This window comes from Thalassobius sp. MITS945101 (assembly GCF_047123305.1).
GTDB lineage: Bacteria > Pseudomonadota > Alphaproteobacteria > Rhodobacterales > Rhodobacteraceae > Thalassobius.
Genome location: NZ_CP138918.1, coordinates 568,986 through 587,496, shown reverse-complemented (window position 1 = coordinate 587,496; position 18,511 = coordinate 568,986). Strand labels below are relative to the sequence as shown.

At 57.2% G+C, this 18,511-nt stretch carries 10 protein-coding genes, 3 tRNA genes and 3 rRNA genes; 15 read left to right on the top strand and 1 reads right to left on the bottom strand.

The features are described 5' to 3' along the window. Window positions 1–11: 11 nt before the first annotated feature. From msrQ to SIC14_RS03045, 8 genes are all read left to right on the top strand, one after another. A complete protein-coding gene (msrQ, locus tag SIC14_RS03080; RefSeq protein WP_412564370.1) occupies window positions 12–614 on the top strand; it encodes a protein-methionine-sulfoxide reductase heme-binding subunit MsrQ in 603 nt (200 codons plus the stop codon). 450 nt (window positions 615–1,064) lie between these two features. Further along, window positions 1,065–1,310 (top strand): hypothetical protein, encoded by a 246-nt coding sequence (locus SIC14_RS03075; RefSeq protein ID WP_412564369.1) that lies wholly within the window; start codon window positions 1,065–1,067, stop codon window positions 1,308–1,310. A gap of 349 nt (window positions 1,311–1,659) precedes the next feature. Beyond that, a 16S ribosomal RNA gene (locus SIC14_RS03070) occupies window positions 1,660–3,121 on the top strand. A gap of 171 nt (window positions 3,122–3,292) precedes the next feature. Beyond that, window positions 3,293–3,368, top strand: a tRNA-Ala gene (locus SIC14_RS03065). A gap of 28 nt (window positions 3,369–3,396) precedes the next feature. After that, window positions 3,397–3,473: transfer RNA gene (locus SIC14_RS03060), tRNA-Ile, on the top strand. A 513-nt stretch (window positions 3,474–3,986) separates the two neighbouring features. Further along, window positions 3,987–6,818, top strand: a 23S ribosomal RNA gene (locus SIC14_RS03055). 101 nt (window positions 6,819–6,919) lie between these two features. Then, window positions 6,920–7,034, top strand: a 5S ribosomal RNA gene (gene rrf, locus SIC14_RS03050). Together the 16S, 23S and 5S rRNA genes with 3 tRNA genes alongside form the textbook arrangement of a ribosomal RNA operon. 43 nt (window positions 7,035–7,077) lie before the next feature. After that, window positions 7,078–7,154, top strand: a tRNA-Met gene (locus SIC14_RS03045). Window positions 7,155–7,321: 167 nt separating this feature from the next. Here SIC14_RS03045 and SIC14_RS03040 read toward each other — a convergent pair. Then, a complete protein-coding gene (locus SIC14_RS03040) occupies window positions 7,322–8,137 on the bottom strand; it encodes a glycosyltransferase (protein ID WP_412564368.1) in 816 nt (271 codons plus the stop codon). A gap of 251 nt (window positions 8,138–8,388) precedes the next feature. Here SIC14_RS03040 and SIC14_RS03035 point away from each other — a divergent pair, with 251 nt between their 5' ends. The 7 genes from SIC14_RS03035 to SIC14_RS03005 all read left to right on the top strand — a co-directional run bounded on the left by SIC14_RS03035 (window position 8,389) and on the right by SIC14_RS03005 (window position 18,505). Next, window positions 8,389–9,876 carry an FAD-binding oxidoreductase gene (locus SIC14_RS03035; protein WP_412564367.1) on the top strand — a complete coding sequence of 496 codons (1,488 nt, stop codon included), beginning with the start codon at window positions 8,389–8,391 and terminating at the stop codon, window positions 9,874–9,876. After that, a complete protein-coding gene (locus SIC14_RS03030; RefSeq protein WP_412564366.1) occupies window positions 9,873–10,271 on the top strand; it encodes a hypothetical protein in 399 nt (132 codons plus the stop codon). Before SIC14_RS03035 ends, SIC14_RS03030 begins: the two co-directional genes overlap by 4 nt. Window positions 10,272–10,273: 2 nt before the next feature. Beyond that, complete coding sequence (locus SIC14_RS03025) at window positions 10,274–11,320, top strand: hypothetical protein (RefSeq protein WP_412564365.1); 1,047 nt, start codon at window positions 10,274–10,276, stop codon at window positions 11,318–11,320. After that, a complete protein-coding gene (locus SIC14_RS03020) occupies window positions 11,310–11,606 on the top strand; it encodes a hypothetical protein (protein ID WP_412564364.1) in 297 nt (98 codons plus the stop codon). Before SIC14_RS03025 ends, SIC14_RS03020 begins: the two co-directional genes overlap by 11 nt. Before the next feature lie 539 nt (window positions 11,607–12,145). After that, window positions 12,146–15,472, top strand: a complete 3,327-nt coding sequence (locus SIC14_RS03015) for a hypothetical protein (RefSeq protein ID WP_412564363.1) — start codon at window positions 12,146–12,148, stop codon at window positions 15,470–15,472. Then, window positions 15,441–17,156 (top strand): SdrD B-like domain-containing protein, encoded by a 1,716-nt coding sequence (locus SIC14_RS03010; protein WP_412564362.1) that lies wholly within the window; start codon window positions 15,441–15,443, stop codon window positions 17,154–17,156. Before SIC14_RS03015 ends, SIC14_RS03010 begins: the two co-directional genes overlap by 32 nt. After that, window positions 17,144–18,505 carry a hypothetical protein gene (locus tag SIC14_RS03005; protein ID WP_412564361.1) on the top strand — a complete coding sequence of 454 codons (1,362 nt, stop codon included), beginning with the start codon at window positions 17,144–17,146 and terminating at the stop codon, window positions 18,503–18,505. Before SIC14_RS03010 ends, SIC14_RS03005 begins: the two co-directional genes overlap by 13 nt. The last annotated feature ends 6 nt before the right edge of the window (window positions 18,506–18,511 follow it).

Here is an 18,511-nt window from a genome sequence, read left to right as displayed (position 1 = left end):
ATACTGACCCGATGATTGACTGGCTGAACCGATATGCCCGCAAGCTGCCCACCTGGATGGTCTACCTGATCGGCTCTGTGCCTATGCCCTTCCTGTTCTGGCAGGGCATCAATGGCCAGTTGGGGGTCGATCCGGTGAAGGCGCTTGAACATGAATATGGCGAACTGGCCTTGCAGCTTGTGATCGTCGGACTGGCCATTACCCCTGCACGGCGTCATCTGGGCCTGAATCTGTTGAAGTTCCGTCGGGCGATCGGGTTGCTGTCCTTTTTCTACGTGCTGGCCCATCTTCTGGTCTGGGCGGTGTTGGATGTGCAGACGCTAAGTGCAGTCTGGGCCGATATCCTGAAACGTCCTTACATCACCATAGGCATGGCTGGGTTTGCCTTATTGCTGCCGCTGGCATTGACCTCCAACAACCGGTCCGTGCGTCGGCTTGGTGCGGGATGGCGCAAATTGCACAAACTGACCTATCCTGCGGTGCTCCTCGGCGGGGTGCATTACATTTGGCTGGTGAAGGGCTGGCAGGTTGAGCCGATGATCTACATGGCGGTGATACTGAGCCTCTTGATGCTCAGGCTGCCCAAACGGCGCCCACGCTCGGCACCGGCCTGACAGCTAAACTTGTTGTTAAGGAAGTTGTTGTACCAACCATTGGTTCAACAAATTGGAGATTTCCTTGCGACCTGCGTCAGTGTCCTTCCCTTTCACCTGCAGTTTTCTTCTGTTCAATGCCATCACGATGGTTGGCGGGCAGGCTGCGTCGCAGTCAACACCGGTCAACGGGATGGTCGTTGACGTTGTTGAGGCACCTGAGGAGGCGCAGCGCCAAACCGACGCCTTCCCAACAAGGGTGAACGCGCAGGTCACCGATGTGGTGTCTGGCCACGATCTTCCCCAGGGCGGCGTTGCGCCGGTTGGTCAGCCTGTCCCGGTTGCGAAGGAAAAACACAAAAAGCCTTGCTATCGGCTGCCGCCCGCAGGGCTGTGTGCGCCTTAACGCTGGGGGATGCCCCCTGAGTCTGGGGGTATTTCTGTGGATAATTCAGAAAGCTGCGCTAAGTCATGCCGCAGGGCAGCAATCTTGCGGCGTGTTTGCGGGGCTTCAGGCTGAATGAGCTTTCTATCTGGTTGTTTTTATTGTCATTTCAAGAAAAGTTCAAAAAAGAAGCAGAAAGCTTCAAAAAGCGCTTGCGGGTGGTTTGGAATAACCTTAGAACCCCCTTCACCGGCGGCGCTGAGGCGCAGGTTGGGACGGCGGACGGCGCTACGGAGGCAACTCTGGCAGGGTCTGAAGTTAACAAAATATGAGGTTTATGACGCAGGTTGCGCCAGGAAGGTTTTGGCGCTTCGTGTTGATTTTGTCTCTGGTGATGACTTGGGTTGTTGCCGCGCTCTTTGACATTGATGGTATCTGAAGAGATATGTGGGCGGTTTGGTTCATTCGATGAATGAACGACTGCACATATATCAACTACCTAGGAGCTTCGGTTCCGATGATGGATAGTCAGCTTCACTGTTTGTCGGCTTTCGGTATCTTTTGGTACTGATGTCACAAACAGAGAACGTCCCGACCAGCCGGTTGGGACATTTCCAAGTCAATTGGAAAAACAGTATGTGCAGAGGTTCGAACGTCAAGGATAGCACCGTAAGGTGCTTTCAACTTGAGAGTTTGATCCTGGCTCAGAACGAACGCTGGCGGCAGGCCTAACACATGCAAGTCGAGCGCGCCCTTCGGGGTGAGCGGCGGACGGGTTAGTAACGCGTGGGAATATACCCGACACTAAGGAATAGCCTCTGGAAACGGAGAGTAATACCTTATACGCCCTTCGGGGGAAAGATTTATCGGTGACGGATTAGCCCGCGTTAGATTAGATAGTTGGTGGGGTAATGGCCTACCAAGTCTACGATCTATAGCTGGTTTTAGAGGATGATCAGCAACACTGGGACTGAGACACGGCCCAGACTCCTACGGGAGGCAGCAGTGGGGAATCTTGGACAATGGGCGCAAGCCTGATCCAGCCATGCCGCGTGAGTGATGAAGGCCTTAGGGTCGTAAAGCTCTTTCGCCAGAGATGATAATGACAGTATCTGGTAAAGAAACCCCGGCTAACTCCGTGCCAGCAGCCGCGGTAATACGGAGGGGGTTAGCGTTGTTCGGAATTACTGGGCGTAAAGCGCGCGTAGGCGGGCTAGTAAGTTAGAGGTGAAATCCCAGGGCTCAACCCTGGAACTGCCTTTAATACTGCTAGTCTTGAGTTCGAGAGAGGTGAGTGGAATTCCGAGTGTAGAGGTGAAATTCGTAGATATTCGGAGGAACACCAGTGGCGAAGGCGGCTCACTGGCTCGATACTGACGCTGAGGTGCGAAAGTGTGGGGAGCAAACAGGATTAGATACCCTGGTAGTCCACACCGTAAACGATGAATGCCAGTCGTCGGGTAGCATGCTATTCGGTGACACACCTAACGGATTAAGCATTCCGCCTGGGGAGTACGGTCGCAAGATTAAAACTCAAAGGAATTGACGGGGGCCCGCACAAGCGGTGGAGCATGTGGTTTAATTCGAAGCAACGCGCAGAACCTTACCAACCCTTGACATCCTAGGACAACCTGAGAGATCAGGCCTTCCTTCGGGACCTAGTGACAGGTGCTGCATGGCTGTCGTCAGCTCGTGTCGTGAGATGTTCGGTTAAGTCCGGCAACGAGCGCAACCCACATCCTTAGTTACCAGCGGTTCGGCCGGGAACTCTAAGGAAACTGCCCGTGATAAGCGGGAGGAAGGTGTGGATGACGTCAAGTCCTCATGGCCCTTACGGGTTGGGCTACACACGTGCTACAATGGCAGTGACAATGGGTTAATCCCAAAAAACTGTCTCAGTTCGGATTGTTCTCTGCAACTCGAGAGCATGAAGTCGGAATCGCTAGTAATCGCGTAACAGCATGACGCGGTGAATACGTTCCCGGGCCTTGTACACACCGCCCGTCACACCATGGGAGTTGGTTCTACCCGACGACGCTGCGCTAACCCTTCGGGGAGGCAGGCGGCCACGGTAGGATCAGCGACTGGGGTGAAGTCGTAACAAGGTAGCCCTAGGGGAACCTGGGGCTGGATCACCTCCTTTCTAAGGATGCACCTAGCAGGTTGAACTTGTTCAACTTCGTGGATGCACTTAGCAACGATCAGCAAGTCACGCTGATCAATATCATCAGGTCCTTCATGGACACTGAGGACCAGGCCGTCCTCATATCTCTTCAGGATTACGCACCGCACGACACCTCGTGTGGTCAGCTTAGGGGCCTTAGCTCAGCTGGGAGAGCGCCTGATTTGCATTCAGGAGGTCAGCGGTTCGATCCCGCTAGGCTCCACCACTCTCCTCCGACTAAGCCTTCCAAGGATGGGTCGGTAGCTCAGGTGGTTAGAGCGCACGCCTGATAAGCGTGAGGTCGGAGGTTCAAGTCCTCCTCGACCCACCATTCTTCGCAAGATACCAAAGATAAGAGCGTTCGATTAGATCGTTAAGCACCAGACCCTGGTTCTTAACCGTCCAATCGGACACGCTTCCGCCTCGCAAGAGACGGAACTGACATCGTTTAGAGAGAAATATCAACAACCTGTTTGATCACCGTAAGTAAGCGGACGATCTCAGTAGGTCTCCTTCGGGAGAGGCGTGATAGAGATTGTTTCCTCGATCTTTATGCAACGTATCCCTGCTGAAACGAACAGAGTTGTCCAAGTCAAGTACACTAACCCGGTTCAATCTCCGCAAGAGATTGAACCCGCAAGATCGAGAGATCTTGCAATGTTCCTTACCTTCTGCGTGGGGCCGACCGACATCGGCAGCGCAGTCTTTCGGGTAAGGAGCGGGATATAGTATGCTTTTGATCAGAAAGTGAGCATCCGGTCGAACCAGCCCGGATGTGGAAGTCTTCGTGCTCAAGTAGCCTTCGGGCGGTAGCACACTAAGAAGTCTTACTCTTTCTGGATCAAATCAAGCGCGAGAAGGGCGTTTGGTGAATGCCTTGGCAGTAAGAGGCGATGAAGGACGTGATACTCTGCGATAAGCTAGGGGGAGCCGAGAATAGGCTTTGATCCCTGGATCTCCGAATGGGGCAACCCACCTGACATTCTGTTATTGTTAGCTCTGCTATCAATAATGGGGTGAGACAGGTACTTTTAACCTGAATACATAGGGTTTTAAGAGCGAACCCGGGGAACTGAAACATCTAAGTACCCGGAGGAAAGGAAATCAACAGATACTCCCCTAGTAGCGGCGAGCGAACGGGGACCAGCCGAGCCATGAATGTGACTAGAACGACCTGGAAAGGTCGGCCAAAGTGGGTGACAGCCCCGTATAGGAAGCATGATTGGACGTATTAAGTAGGGCGGGACACGTGAAATCCTGTCTGAACATCGGGGGACCACCCTCGAAGGCTAAGTACTCCTTACTGACCGATAGTGAACCAGTACCGTGAGGGAAAGGTGAAAAGCACCCCGACGAGGGGAGTGAAACAGTACCTGAAACCGAACGCCTACAATCAGTCGGAGGCTCCTTGCGAGCTGACGGCGTACCTTTTGTATAATGGGTCATCGACTTGGTCTCACGAGCAAGCTTAAGCCGATAGGTGTAGGCGCAGCGAAAGCGAGTCTTAATAGGGCGAATGAGTTCGTGGGATCAGACCCGAAACCGAGTGATCTAGGCATGACCAGGCTGAAGGTAAGGTAACACTTACTGGAGGGCCGAACCCACACCTGTTGAAAAAGGTCGGGATGAGTTGTGCCTAGGGGTGAAAGGCCAATCAAACTCGGAGATAGCTGGTTCTCTGCGAAATCTATTTAGGTAGAGCGTCATCCGAATACCCCGGGGGGTAGAGCACTGGATGGGTAATGGGGCCCCACAGGCTTACTGATCCTAACCAAACTCCGAATACCCGGGAGTACTAGATGGCAGACACACAGCGGATGCTAACGTCCGTTGTGGAGAGGGAAACAACCCTGACCTCCAGCTAAGGCCCCTAATTCATGGCTAAGTGGGAAAGCAGGTGGGACGACCAAAACAACCAGGAGGTTGGCTTAGAAGCAGCCATCCTTTAAAGATAGCGTAACAGCTCACTGGTCTAAATAAGTTGTCCTGCGGCGAAGATGTAACGGGGCTCAAGCCATGAGCCGAAGCTGAGGATGCACATAGTGCATGGTAGCAGAGCGTAGTGTGACATAGCACTCATCCTCTTCTATCTCCTCCGGGAGGTAGCGCAGGATAGAGTGCTTTCTGTGAAGCCGGCGCGTGAGCGATCCGGTGGAGAGATCACTAGTGAGAATGATGACATGAGTAGCGACAAACAGGGTGAGAGACCCTGTCGCCGAAAGTCCAAGGGTTCCTGCTTAAAGCTAATCTGAGCAGGGTAAGCCGGCCCCTAAGGCGAGGCCGAAAGGCGTAGTCGATGGGAACTAGGTTAATATTCCTAGGCCGTGAGGTGGTGACGGATCATGAAGGTAGTTCATCCTTATTGGATTGAATGGGCTGCTAATTGGTCCCTGGAAATAGCCCCTCTTTAAGACCGTACCCTAAACCGACACAGGTGGACTGGTAGAGAATACCAAGGCGCTTGAGAGAACGATGTTGAAGGAACTCGGCAAAATACCTCCGTAAGTTCGCGAGAAGGAGGCCCAGTTTCTAGGCAACTAGAGGCTGGGGGCACAAACCAGGGGGTGGCGACTGTTTACTAAAAACACAGGGCTCTGCGAAGTCGCAAGACGACGTATAGGGTCTGACGCCTGCCCGGTGCCGGAAGGTTAAAAGGAGATGTGAGAGCGTCGAATTGAAGCCCCGGTAAACGGCGGCCGTAACTATAACGGTCCTAAGGTAGCGAAATTCCTTGTCGGGTAAGTTCCGACCTGCACGAATGGCGTAACGACTTCCCCGCTGTCTCCAACATCGACTCAGCGAAATTGAATTGCCTGTCAAGATGCAGGCTTCCCGCGGTTAGACGGAAAGACCCCGTGCACCTTTACTACAGCTTCGCACTGGCATCAGGCACAATATGTGCAGGATAGGTGGTGGGCTTTGAAACCAGGACGCCAGTTCTGGTGGAGCCTCCCTTGAGATACCACCCTTATTCTGCTTGATGTCTAACCGCGGTCCGTTATCCGGATCCGGGACCCTGCGTGGCGGGTAGTTTGACTGGGGCGGTCGCCTCCTAAAGAGTAACGGAGGCGCGCGAAGGTTGGCTCAGAGCGGTCGGAAATCGCTCGTTGAGTGCAATGGCAGAAGCCAGCCTGACTGCGAGACTGACAAGTCGAGCAGAGTCGAAAGACGGCCATAGTGATCCGGTGGTCCCGCGTGGAAGGGCCATCGCTCAACGGATAAAAGGTACGCCGGGGATAACAGGCTGATACTGCCCAAGAGTCCATATCGACGGCAGTGTTTGGCACCTCGATGTCGGCTCATCTCATCCTGGGGCTGGAGCAGGTCCCAAGGGTATGGCTGTTCGCCATTTAAAGAGGTACGTGAGCTGGGTTTAGAACGTCGTGAGACAGTTCGGTCCCTATCTGCCGTGGGTGTAGGATACTTGAGAGGAGTTGCCCCTAGTACGAGAGGACCGGGGTGAACGTTCCACTGGTGGACCAGTTATCGTGCCAACGGTAGTGCTGGGTAGCTATGAACGGACAGGATAACCGCTGAAGGCATCTAAGCGGGAAGCCCCCCTCAAAACAAGGTATCCCTTGAGGACCGTGGTAGACCACCACGTCGATAGGCCAGAGATGTAAGTGCGGTAACGCATTCAGTTGACTGGTACTAATGGTCCGATTGGCTTGATTTGATCCAGTAAAAGTAAGACCAAATCAAGAGCATACACTAAGTGAACAAAAACTGGACAACACGTTGATATCGGGGCAAAAACGCCCCTTGGTCTTTATTCGGTTTGGTGGTCATAGCACGAGTGATACACCCGATCCCTTCCCGAACTCGGAAGTTAAGCACCGAAGCGCCGATGGTACTGCATCTTAAGGTGTGGGAGAGTAGGTCACCGCCAAACCTAATAAAGACCAAATCCCTCTAAACGATCACAAGCGCATTGGCGCGGGATGGAGCAGCCCGGTAGCTCGTCAGGCTCATAACCTGAAGGTCGCAGGTTCAAATCCTGCTCCCGCAACCAAAAAGCCGCCCAAAAAGGGCGGCTCTTTTGTTAAAAAAACACCAAAAAAATCAACCCCCAACCAATCGGTAACGACGCTGATTCAATACATCGCGGGAAGAATTAAGGCGTTGAAACTGGACATCTCTCTGAACGACACAACCGCCGTCCTCTGTTCTGACCCCGCTCTAACGACTGTCGCCAAGCGCCAGTCTTAGGTTGTTGCTGAGGTCTTCTTGCACATGCTGTTGCAAGGCATGATCTGGGATGAGATCCCGCGCGTAGGCCTGCATGACCTTGCAGGTGCTGACGAGATCCAATTCGGTGCTGTTCCATTGCGCCGATGTGCTGGAGGCGAAGAAACGTTTGGTCAGCATATTGCCGGGAACCAGGTGAAAACGCCCAAGCCATCCCAGCGCAAATAACCAGGCGCGTTCGGAGTGCATCAACCGTTGGGTTTCCTTGATCCACAACTGGTGCGACACCACAGGATCGCGACGGATCAGGGCTTTGAAGGCGCCGCCGTAAAGACCTTTCCAAAAGAGCGGCAGAATGTGGTCGGGGGTCCACGCGTTGTCTGGCTGATCTTGGGCAGGATGAATACAGTCTCTTGCTGGCAGCGGTGCGCAGGAGAGGTCGATGGCGGTGACGCTGCCATAGGCAAGAAACGCATCGGAATGTGCGTCTAACGCGTCGGCCAAGCGGGATGTTTCTTGCGCTGTTGTGCTGTCGTCATGGGGCAAGATACGGAAATAGTCACCCTGTGCCGCCAGCATCAGATGGTTGATGTTCTGCACCCAATTGGATTCATCACCGGCGCTCAGAATACGAACGCGTTTGTCTGGGAACTGCTGTCGAAGGTGGTTGGTGAAATCGCTATTTCCGTGTCTGTCCGACAGGATAACTTCGGCGTCTAGTTTCAAGGCCTCGCGAATATTGGCACAGATCACCCGGTTGAAACGGCTTGACCGATAGAGCGGGATAAGGAGGCTGACCTTTGGCATGCGCGTACTTTAGGCGCTGGGTCGCGCGGCGCAAGGTGCGGAGTTCAATGGAAAACTGCCGCTAGCGATAAGGGCGACGGCCGAATTGCTTTGGTTCGATGGGGGGGCGTGTTTCGCCCTGAGGCTGACAGATGCGTCCTCCCGTCAGAGGACAGGGCAGCCATTGGCTGACTTGCAATGTCAACGGTTGCTCCCGATATTGGGCACGGGTCTGACCCGGATTTAAAGTACCAATTTCAAAGGCGATTGAGATGAAACAGCTTTCACGTCGTGCTGCGCTTTTGGGCGTTGGCGGGGCAATTGGGTGGGGCGTGACCCGCAGTCTGACGCCGGCCTTGCCCGACCTGCGCGGGGTTTCGCTGCTCGGGCCCGTGGATGACACGTTGAGCCTGAATGATGCCAGCGGCCTGTCCCAGACGCCCATTGCCAAACATCTGACCCTGCGCGACGACGCCGGAGAGGCCTTGATCACCCGTTTGAGGCAGGAACTGAGGGAGGCGCGGGCGGCGGGGCGTCCAGTGAATGTCGGTGCCGCGCGTCACTCCATGGGCGGGCAGGCCATTCCACGCCAGGGCACTGCGATCACTTTTGACAATGCAACTGTTGAGCTCGACAGTGCCACGGGACTGTACCGCACGCATGCAGGCACCCGTTGGTCGCAGGTGATTGCGGCTCTGGATCCTTTGGGCTGGTCGCCTAAGATCATGCAATCAAACAATGATTTTGGAGTCGCCGCGACCTTTTCGGTGAATGCCCATGGCTGGCCAGTGCCGCATGGACCGATGGGGGCAACGGTTCGTAGCCTGCGGATGATGTTGCCGGATGGCAGCGTGGTGACCTGTTCGCGGGACGAAAACGAAGCGCTCTTTGGGATGGCGATGGGGGGCTATGGCTTGGTAGGGATCCTGCTGGATCTGGATGTTCAGGCCACGCCCAACCAGCGTTTGGTGCCGCGATTTGAGGAGATGCCGGCAGGTTCTTTTGCCACTGCCTTCCAGACGGCCGTCTTGGACCCTGAGGTTTCAATGGCTTATGGGCGGCTTAACGTCGAGCGGGGGCGTTTCTTCGAAGACGCCTTGCTGATCACCTATCGCGCCACAAAGGATCAAGACGACCTGCCGGCCGCGCCAGGGTCTGGCTGGATGGCGCATGTGGCCTCGCGGCTTTACCGGGCGCAGTTGGGCAATGAAACGATGAAGTCTTTCCGATGGTGGAATGAAACCACCTTGGGGCCGGCACTTGGTGGGGGGGAAACCACCCGCAACAGTTTGATCAACGAGCCGGTTGCAACACTGGATGACCGTGATCCCACGCGGACCGACATTCTGCATGAGTATTTCATTGGGTTTGACCAGTTTGGCGGCTTCCTTCAGGTTTGTCGCGATGTCATCCCAGCCTCTTATCAGGAGTTTCTGAATGTCACCCTGCGGTACGTGGCGCAGGATGATGAAAGCTTGCTGTCCTATGCGACAGTGCCGCGGATTGCGGCGGTGATGTCCTTCAGTCAAGAAATGTCCGATCGGGCCGAGGCGGACATGCAGCGGATGACGCAGGCTCTGATTGACGGCATAACGGCCCTTGGAGGCAGCTACTATCTGCCGTACCGGCCCCATGCGCGACTGGATCAGTTGACCCGTGCCTATCCACGAGCTGCTGAATTTGCCGAGGCGAAACGCAAGCTGGACCCGGACTTGGTCCTGCGCAACAATCTGTGGGACAGCTATTTGGGGGCGCTATGAGCGGGCGACGCAAACTGACACTTGGATACTTTGTGGTACTTCTGGCGGTGGCCGGGTTGAACTATGTGCCGGGGGTACGGGATGAGGCAGGTCTGGTGTTCGGCGTCTTTGCGCTGGATCCATACGATGATGCGCTGCATCTGGCCTCTGCGCTTTGGGCGCTGGGGGCGGGGCTGATTTCAGAGCGGGCGGCGCGCAGCTATTTGGTGCTATTTGGACTGGCTTACCTTGCCGACGGTGTCTTCGGTCTGTTCACCGGCTGGGGTTTCCTTGATCTGGGGATCTTCACCAATGCCTCCCTTGGGTTTGACCTGGCGTTGCCGCGGCTTTTGGCCAATCTACCGCATCTAGCGCTTGGCGGGCTGGCCGCCTATGCAGGGCTGAGAAAGGTGTAGCGATGAGGGGGATCGGGCGTTGGATCAAACGGTTGGCGCTGTGCCTCTTGGCACTGGTGCTGATCCTTGGCGCGTCGGTTGGCTATGTGGAGCTGGGGTGTCGGGGCACGGCAGGTACGGCGTCCTATCAACCTGTCCTGCCGACAGAGGCGCACCGCCCCGAAAACCGCACCCTGATGACCTATCCTGAATGGCACATTGTCCATGCCTATGATGACTACGCTGAGGTCATTCGAACCGGTGATCCACATGACTATGGGTTCTTCCGCGCGATTGGTGGTTTCTGGTCGTCGCTTTGCGATCTGAAAACCCAGGCTGCGGCCCACGGCGGCGTGGACGGCGGAACCAAACAGATGGTCTATGTGATTGGGGTCAGTTTCACTGCCGAACTAGCGTTCAAAGCGGCCTATGAGGAAACCCTGGGGCGCCTCGCAACGCTCTTGCGCGGGTCGGAGCGTTCACCGCTGGACGATGTATCGGCGCAGCAAGCGGCGGATTACGCGCGTTTTCTGCAGCAGGTGCCGTGGTACAAATGGGATTTCAATCGGGATGCGGCGGCGTTGCAATCGCGTGGTGGTCTGCGCGATCTGGAACGGAAGCTGGCGCTTGGTTTGGAGTATCGGGCCAAGGCTGCCTATGCGGGGGTGATTGCCGATGCGGTTGCTGCAACAGGGGTTGATGCGCTGCGGTTGCAGATGGTTGTGACCGGCCTCAGCGACGACATGGTGACACGCTATGGTGAGGTCGCTTTGATCGAGCGGCGCGCAGAAGGCGCGGTGATTGAAACGCCACGCTATCGGGCGCTGACCTTGTTGATGGCGCAAATGGCGGCGGAGGGTGTCCAATTTGTTGAGATTGCCGGCAACGATGACATCCTTCTGACGCTGACATCCCCGCAACCGGAACGGGACGGCGCGCTGGTGTCTTTCCGCCGGCAAGGCTACGGGGATTACCGTCATTTGATGATGGTGAAGGTCACCGATCTGGCAACCGTTCTGACGCAGATCGCAGCCAGTGGGGCCCGTCTGGAGCATATTCATGACTATTAAGTCGGTGCTTATCGCCCTGCCGTTGATGTTGCTTGGCTGGGTGGCGACGCTGGTCTTGGTTGGCCTGCTCTCTGACGCGGCGCCCGCGCAGGTGGTGCTTTGGCCGGGTGTGGATTTCACCGCAGATCTTGCCACAGACATCCGCGTGATCGGCGCCACGTCCTGGAGTGTGACCTTGGAAAGTGATCAGCCAGCACTGGCGCGAAAACTCTATGCAGCGGGGGCGTGGTTGGTTTTGCCGGCAGGATTGCCTGGGTGTTTGCCTTTGCCTGCCGCCCCGGCATGATCCGCAGGCTACGCAACCTCTGAGAGTGGCTGGGTGTGGGCTGCGCTTGCGCATCTGCCCAAATTGACTGCATCCCATCACAACGTGTTTACCCGTCTGCTGATTCCGCCCAGGAAGGATGGGTGCATCAGCCGTTAGTCTAGATTCTTCCTATTTGACGTTGGGTTATCCGTATTTTTACGGCTATGATTGGGGCTCGGATGGGGGCATTCGTGACAAAATTACACTGTTTGCACATGCTTCAATGCGGTTGTGCACCTCTTGCCTTGCCTCAATGAACCAAAGAGTCAAATTTTCCACATTGCCGCAGGATTTAACCAAAAGTTGCAACACATAATGCAACGCCAATCAGCATGTGGGTGATTGGAACAGGCTTGGCCGGCGCAACGCGCGGGCCAAATGAATGAATAACGGATTGGGGATCGGGGCGCGTCTGCGCTCCTGAGGCAGGAAATATGGTTTTGGGGAAAGCTTTCGGGCGCGTTTCGCGCTCCGTTGTTGTGTGGTGTGCTCAGGTCTTGGTTGCAGGGTGTTTGGCGATGTTGGTCCCCGCGGGGACCGCGCAGGCGCAAAACGTCGACTGGCTGCTCAATCTTGAAGACACCGGCTATGACCCCACAGCGGCAGGCGGCACGGTCCGCTATGCGGTTACCGTCTCCAACAACGGGTTGGACAAGGCCAATGCCAATGGATTTGCCTTTGATGTTCCGGCAAATTCGACCCTTATCGGCACAACCGGTAGCGGAATAGCCTGCCCCGCTGGCGCCGTTGTCGGGCCCGCAACGGTCACCTGCTCGATTGTCGCTTTGCAGCCAATGCAAGTGGCATCGATGACCATCAATCTGCAGTCCGAAATCCAAGGCGACCTGACCCTCAACGCGCGGGTGGATGACACCGGTGATGTGGATGCGGTGAACAACACCGCCGCCGAAACAACCACCATCAATGCCGGTTCGGACCTTGCGGTCACCCTTACTGGGCCCAACACCGCTGCAGCGGGCAGTTCGGTCACCTACCAGTTTGTTGTCACCAACAACGGGCCCAATGCGCTGGACGGCGCCAGCCTGCAATTCCCCGATCCCTCGGGGCTGGCCGGGATTTCCACCCCTGCCGGCTGTAGCGACGCTGGCAGCAGCCACAGTTGCACGGTGGGTGCCTTGGCTGTCGGGGCCACTCAGACTTTTGACTTCACCGCCCGGATCGGCACAGCCGAAGGGGCGACGATTTCGCCCGCGGGGAGTGTCTCTGGGGCGTTCCCGATCGACCCGGTGACGGGGAACAACACCGATACGACCAACACAACGGTAACAGCTGGGACCGACCTGGTAATCACCAAAACCCGCAGTATTCCGGGGATGGTGCTGACCGGTGAGACCGTCAGTTTTACCCTTGCCAGCAGCTATACCGGTGACTCGCCGGATCTGATCCAGGTGACAGATACCGTGCCATCGAATTACCAGATCGACTCGGTGGAGCCGGCGGTGGGCAGCGGCTGGGTCTGCGGCGTGTTGGGGCAGACCGTGACCTGTGACATGGCAACCGGGCTTGGCGCCGGTGGCGATGTGGCCCTCGGCGACATTGTGATCAACACAACGGTTCTGGTGGCGGGCAATGTGGTGAACACTGCATCGATTTCAGCGGCCAGCCCAAACGATCCGAACCCGTCCAACAACAGCGACACCGACAGTATCTCGGACCTGCAGGATCCCTATGTCGATCTGGTCGCCAACAAGTCCGGGCCCAATCCGGCCCTGGGCGTGGTGGGCAACACCTATGATTTCCCGCTGTCGGTCACCAACGCGGGGAATGACGTTTTCTATGGCACGATTGAGCTGACAGACGCCCTGCCAGAAAGGCTGACTTATCGCGGCTCCTCTGGGTCTGGCTGGACCTGCCCAACCCCGCCGCTTGTCGGACCCGCCAATGTGACCTGTACCCGGATCTATACCAGCGCAGTGCCCCTGGCTGCCGGATCAACCACCCCGACGCTCACGCTTGAGGCAGAGGCCACTCTGGCGCAGCGGGTTGTGAACAATGTCTCGGTGTTCTCCCCGGATGGCAACCGGCCCGAACATGATCCGGCCAATGACACTGCCAGCTATGAAATCACCTTTTCTACAGGCCCGTTGAGCGCGGATATCGCGGTGCTCAAGACCCGTGGTCTGGCCTCTGTGCCCGCAGGGGACACGCAGAGCTACGCGCTGGAAATTGTGAACACCGGCCCCCATACCGCCGAGAACGTCACCTTGAGCGATGCGCTGAACAGCTTGATCAATGACAGCGAAGGCGCCGTTGGGGCCGGGCTTGTTTCTGTGAACACAACGCTTGGCATTGGCGGTTCAACGCCGGTCTGTTCCACCAGTTCGACCGGGGGGCACAGCCGTCTGTTGACCTGTAGCATTGCCAGCCTGCCGATCTGTACCGCAGGCTCGGATTGTCCCACCGTCACCGTAGTGGTGCGCCCCGGTGGCAACGCCGGCAGCCGGACCAACACGTCGCAGGTGATCTCTTCCACGGTGGCGGATCCGGACCTGACCAACAACGAAGACAGCGCCAGCTTCAACGTCGAGGCCCGCGCGGATGTGACCGTTAACAAGGTGGCGACACCGGACCCGGTGCGTGCTGGCCAGAACCTGACCTATGTGATCTCCGCGATCAATCAGGATGACGGGCACAGTGCTGCCGAAAACGTGACGATCACTGACACGTTGCCCAACAATGCCATCTTCCTGTCGGCCACGCCGGCCAGCGGCAGCTGTACGACGGCCCCTGCGGTGGGGGCAGAGATTGTCACTGGCACCAACGATCAGCTGGTCTGTAACCTGGGGACAGTGAACAATGGGGCGCAGCGGACGGTGACCGTCGTGTTGCGTCCACTGTTTGCCTATTACGGCGGCTCCATCAGCAATTCGGCCAGTGTTGCCACCACCACGATTGAGACCAACAGCGCCAACAACGATGTGACAATCACCACACCAGTCGGGGCACCTGAGGTCGATCTTCTGGTCAACAAGGTCGAAGACATCGATCCGGTCACGATGGAGTTCCAGACCATCTACACGATCACCGTGCAGAACACCGGCCCCAGCCACGCCGAGGACGTGCGTGTGGTGGACACGATGCCTGCGGCGGACATCAGTTTTGTTTCGCATACGGTTGATGCGGATGGGTCCTGTTCGATCGTGCCTGTAGCGGGCTCTTTTGGCGGCTCATTGGACTGTAGCTTCCCGCGCTTGGATGCGGGCGCCAGCCGTCAGATCCAGATTGTCGCTGAGGGTGAGGCCAAAGGTGTGGCCACCAACACGGTCACCGTCTCATCGCTTGAGAGTCTGGGTGGCTTTGACAGCAATATGAACAACAACACGGCGGATGAAACCACCACCGTGCGCACCCGTGTGAACCTGAACCTGACCAAAGAGGCGCAAAGCAGCCTTGGGGCGGCGATCACCCAGACCAATGTGCGGGATGATTTCCAGTATTTGATCCGGATCACCAACCCGACCGGCGTTTCGCTGGTCGAGGCGGATATCGTTGAGATGACGGACACGCTGCCTGCCAATATGGAACTGGTGGGAACCCCCTCGGTTGCCGTTATTTCCGGCACCGCCTCTGATACCACCTGTACAGGTGTTGCAGGTGGCACTTCGGTGTTCTGCGAGTTCGGCACCATCAGCAGCGGCGGTGTGGTTGAAGTGACCGTGCCGGTGCAGGTGACCGGTGTGAGCGCACGGCCTGCCTCTTTTGTGAATACGGCCAGCGTTGGGACCTATTCCTTCGACATCGACACCAGCGACAACACCGATTTCCGCAACCGTCAGCATCTATTCCTCTACGTTGTCCGGCACCTTGTTCCGCGACTTCAATGACGATGGCACGCAGATCGGGACCGATACCGGCATCGCTGGTGTGACTATGACCATCTCGGGCACGACTTATGACGGCGCGGCCTTTACGACGACTGCGACAACCGATTCAAACGGCAACTACACGTTCCAGAACGTGCCCGAAGGCAGCTACACTGTGACCCGTGGCACCCCATCGGAAAGCTATCTGGAAGATGGCATCGACACCGCGGGTTCGGTTGGCGGCACCCTGTCAGGACCGGCGGCGATCGCGGCAATTTCGATCCCGGCCAATTCGGATGTCACCGGCTACAACTTTGCGATGGTGCCCCAGGCGCGGATCGGTCTGGCTAAAACCCTGCAGACACAAACGGTCAATGCTGACGGCTCTTTCACCGCGCCGTTCCGGATTGAGGTGGAGAACTTTAGCCTTGAAGCGCTGAACAGCATCATTGTCACGGATGCTTTGCAAGGGGTGGCCCCGTTGTTTGGCACACATGTCACCCTTGGCACCCCGGCCACCGATGTGATGGCGGCGGGCACCTACACGATGCTCACCACCCCGATGAGCACATGTGGCGGCTCCAATCCGGCCTATAACGGGGCGGGCAATCAGACCCTGGCATCCGGCATCACGCTTGCGGCTGGTGCCACCTGTCAGATCGACTTTACGATCCGTGTGCAGCCAACGGTTCCATTGCCTGCCGCACAGCCCGGTGGTCACCTGTACGAAAACCAAGCCACTGTTGTAGGCACCGGCGTCTTGTCGGGACAGAGCTATCCAACCAACCCTTATCTGCGGGACCTTTCGGATGACGGAACCAACCCTGATGGGAATGGAAACGGCCGTGGGGACGACGCCAATGAAGACGATCCCACCCCTGTCAACGCCGGCGTAACCCAGTCCATAGCGCTGGTAAAATCCAGAGACACCAGCGCCTTTCAGGATCCGCCGCAGGTTGGCGATATCATCACCTACCAGTTTGTGGTTCACAACACCGGCAATGTGAACGTCCAAAATATCAACCTTGTGGACACAACCCTCCCGGATCTGATCTTCACCCCTTCCACGATCGCGCTGCTGAGCCCGGGGCAGACCAGCGCCCCGCAATTTGCCACCTATGCGCTGAAACAGGCAGACATCGATGCAGGACTGGTGACCAACTTTGCCAGCGCCTTGGGCACCGGCCCCTATGGCGACAGCGTCAGCGACACTTCTGGCACGGCGACGGACAACGACACCCCAACCGAAGCGTCCAACACGCAAAGCCCCGCGCTGGATCTGGTCAAGACCATCTCCGGTGCCACAACCACCGATCCCACTGTTGTGGGGCAGACCATCAGCTATGCCTTCACAGTGACCAACACCGGCAACGTGACGCTGACCGGTGTGGATATTGACGACATGCTTCCGGGCATTGTGCTGAGCGGCGCGCCGATTGCGACTATGGCGCCGGGGGCCACGGACAGTTCCACTTTCACGGCGACCTATGCGGTGACACAGGCAGACATTGATGCAGGCGAGGTGCGCAACCGCGCCACTGCCACCGGCATGCCGCCAAGTGGGCCGGAAGTCAGAGACGTTTCCGGCACCAGCACCGGTACCGATACCGACACGCTGCACCCCTTGCATCAGAACCCTGCGATTGCGCTGGTAAAACTGAGGATGCCAGCGGCTTCTCAACGCCACCCGCCGTGGGTGACCTGATCGCCTACAGCTTTGCCATCACCAACACGGGCAACGTGACGCTGAGCAATGTGACGTTGAGCGACATTTTGACAGATATTGTCCTGTCCGGCGGTCCGATTGCTTCGCTGGCACCGGGGGCGACGGACAGTACGACTTTCACGGCCAGTTACGCGCTGAAACAGAGCGACATTGATACAGGTCAGGTGGTCAACCATGCCACGACCACAGGCACGCCGCCCACCGGTCCGAATGTCACGGATGACTCCGGCTCTGCGGTCGACAATGACACACCAGTTACAACCGCGGTTCCACAAAGCCCTTCGATTGCACTGGTGAAAACCGAAGATATCTCGGGTCTGTCGAACCCGCCTGTCGCGGGCGAGATCGTGACCTTCCGGTTTGCCATCACCAACACAGGCAACGTCACGCTCAGCAATGTGCTGCTGGACGATCCGCTGGTGGGGCTGACAGTGACGCCGGGCCCGATCGCGACGTTGGCACCGGGGACAACGGACAGCACAACCTATGTCGGGACCTATGCGCTGACGCAGGATGATGTGGACGCCGGCGAGTTGACAAACCAGGCGACCACCACTGGAACACCGCCGACAGGCGCCGATGTGACCGGCATCTCGGGCACAACGTTGACCAGTGACGATCCGACAACCACCGATTTTACTCGATCACCCGCGATTGATCTGGTCAAAACGGTAGAACGCAGCGGCCTTTCCACACCGCCGTCGGCAGGGGACGTGCTGACCTATGCCTTCACCGTGACCAACATCGGCAACGTGACGCTGACCAATGTGACGGTGACGGACGGGCTGCTCGGGCTTGTGCTCAGCGGCGCACCCATTGCAACGATGGTGCCGGGGCAGGTTGATAGTACGACCTACACGGCCAGCTATACTTTGACACAGGCTGACGTGGACGCCGGCGAAGTGCGCAACCGCGCAACGGTCAAGGGCGCGCCACCTACAGGGGGGGAAGTCAGAGACGACTCGGGTAACACAACCGGCACCGACGAAGACACGGTGGCCGATCTGACCCAAAACCCAGCGATCACCTTGGTGAAACTGGCGGATAACAGCGGTCTGCAGCTGGTACCGCAGCCGGGTGACCTGATCACCTACAGCTTCACTATCACCAATACCGGCAACGTGACTTTGACCAATGTCACCCTGACGGATGATCTTGTGGGGCTGGACCTGACCGGTGACCCGATCGCCTCTATGGTCCCGGGTGCTGTGGATACGGCGACCTACAGTGACAGCTATGCGGTGACAGAGGCGGACATTGATGCCGGTCGGGTGGAAAATCAGGCAAGGGTAACGGGCACCCCCCCCCACCGGCGCGGATGTCAGTGACGTCTC

Coding starts and splice junctions, on each gene's coding strand:
- msrQ (WP_412564370.1), top strand. CDS start 12: ATGATTGACTGGCTGAACCGATATGCCCGCAAGCTGCCCACCTGGATG.
- SIC14_RS03075 (WP_412564369.1), top strand. CDS start 1,065: ATGCCGCAGGGCAGCAATCTTGCGGCGTGTTTGCGGGGCTTCAGGCTG.
- SIC14_RS03040 (WP_412564368.1), bottom strand. CDS start 8,137: ATGCCAAAGGTCAGCCTCCTTATCCCGCTCTATCGGTCAAGCCGTTTC.
- SIC14_RS03035 (WP_412564367.1), top strand. CDS start 8,389: ATGAAACAGCTTTCACGTCGTGCTGCGCTTTTGGGCGTTGGCGGGGCA.
- SIC14_RS03030 (WP_412564366.1), top strand. CDS start 9,873: ATGAGCGGGCGACGCAAACTGACACTTGGATACTTTGTGGTACTTCTG.
- SIC14_RS03025 (WP_412564365.1), top strand. CDS start 10,274: ATGAGGGGGATCGGGCGTTGGATCAAACGGTTGGCGCTGTGCCTCTTG.
- SIC14_RS03020 (WP_412564364.1), top strand. CDS start 11,310: ATGACTATTAAGTCGGTGCTTATCGCCCTGCCGTTGATGTTGCTTGGC.
- SIC14_RS03015 (WP_412564363.1), top strand. CDS start 12,146: ATGTTGGTCCCCGCGGGGACCGCGCAGGCGCAAAACGTCGACTGGCTG.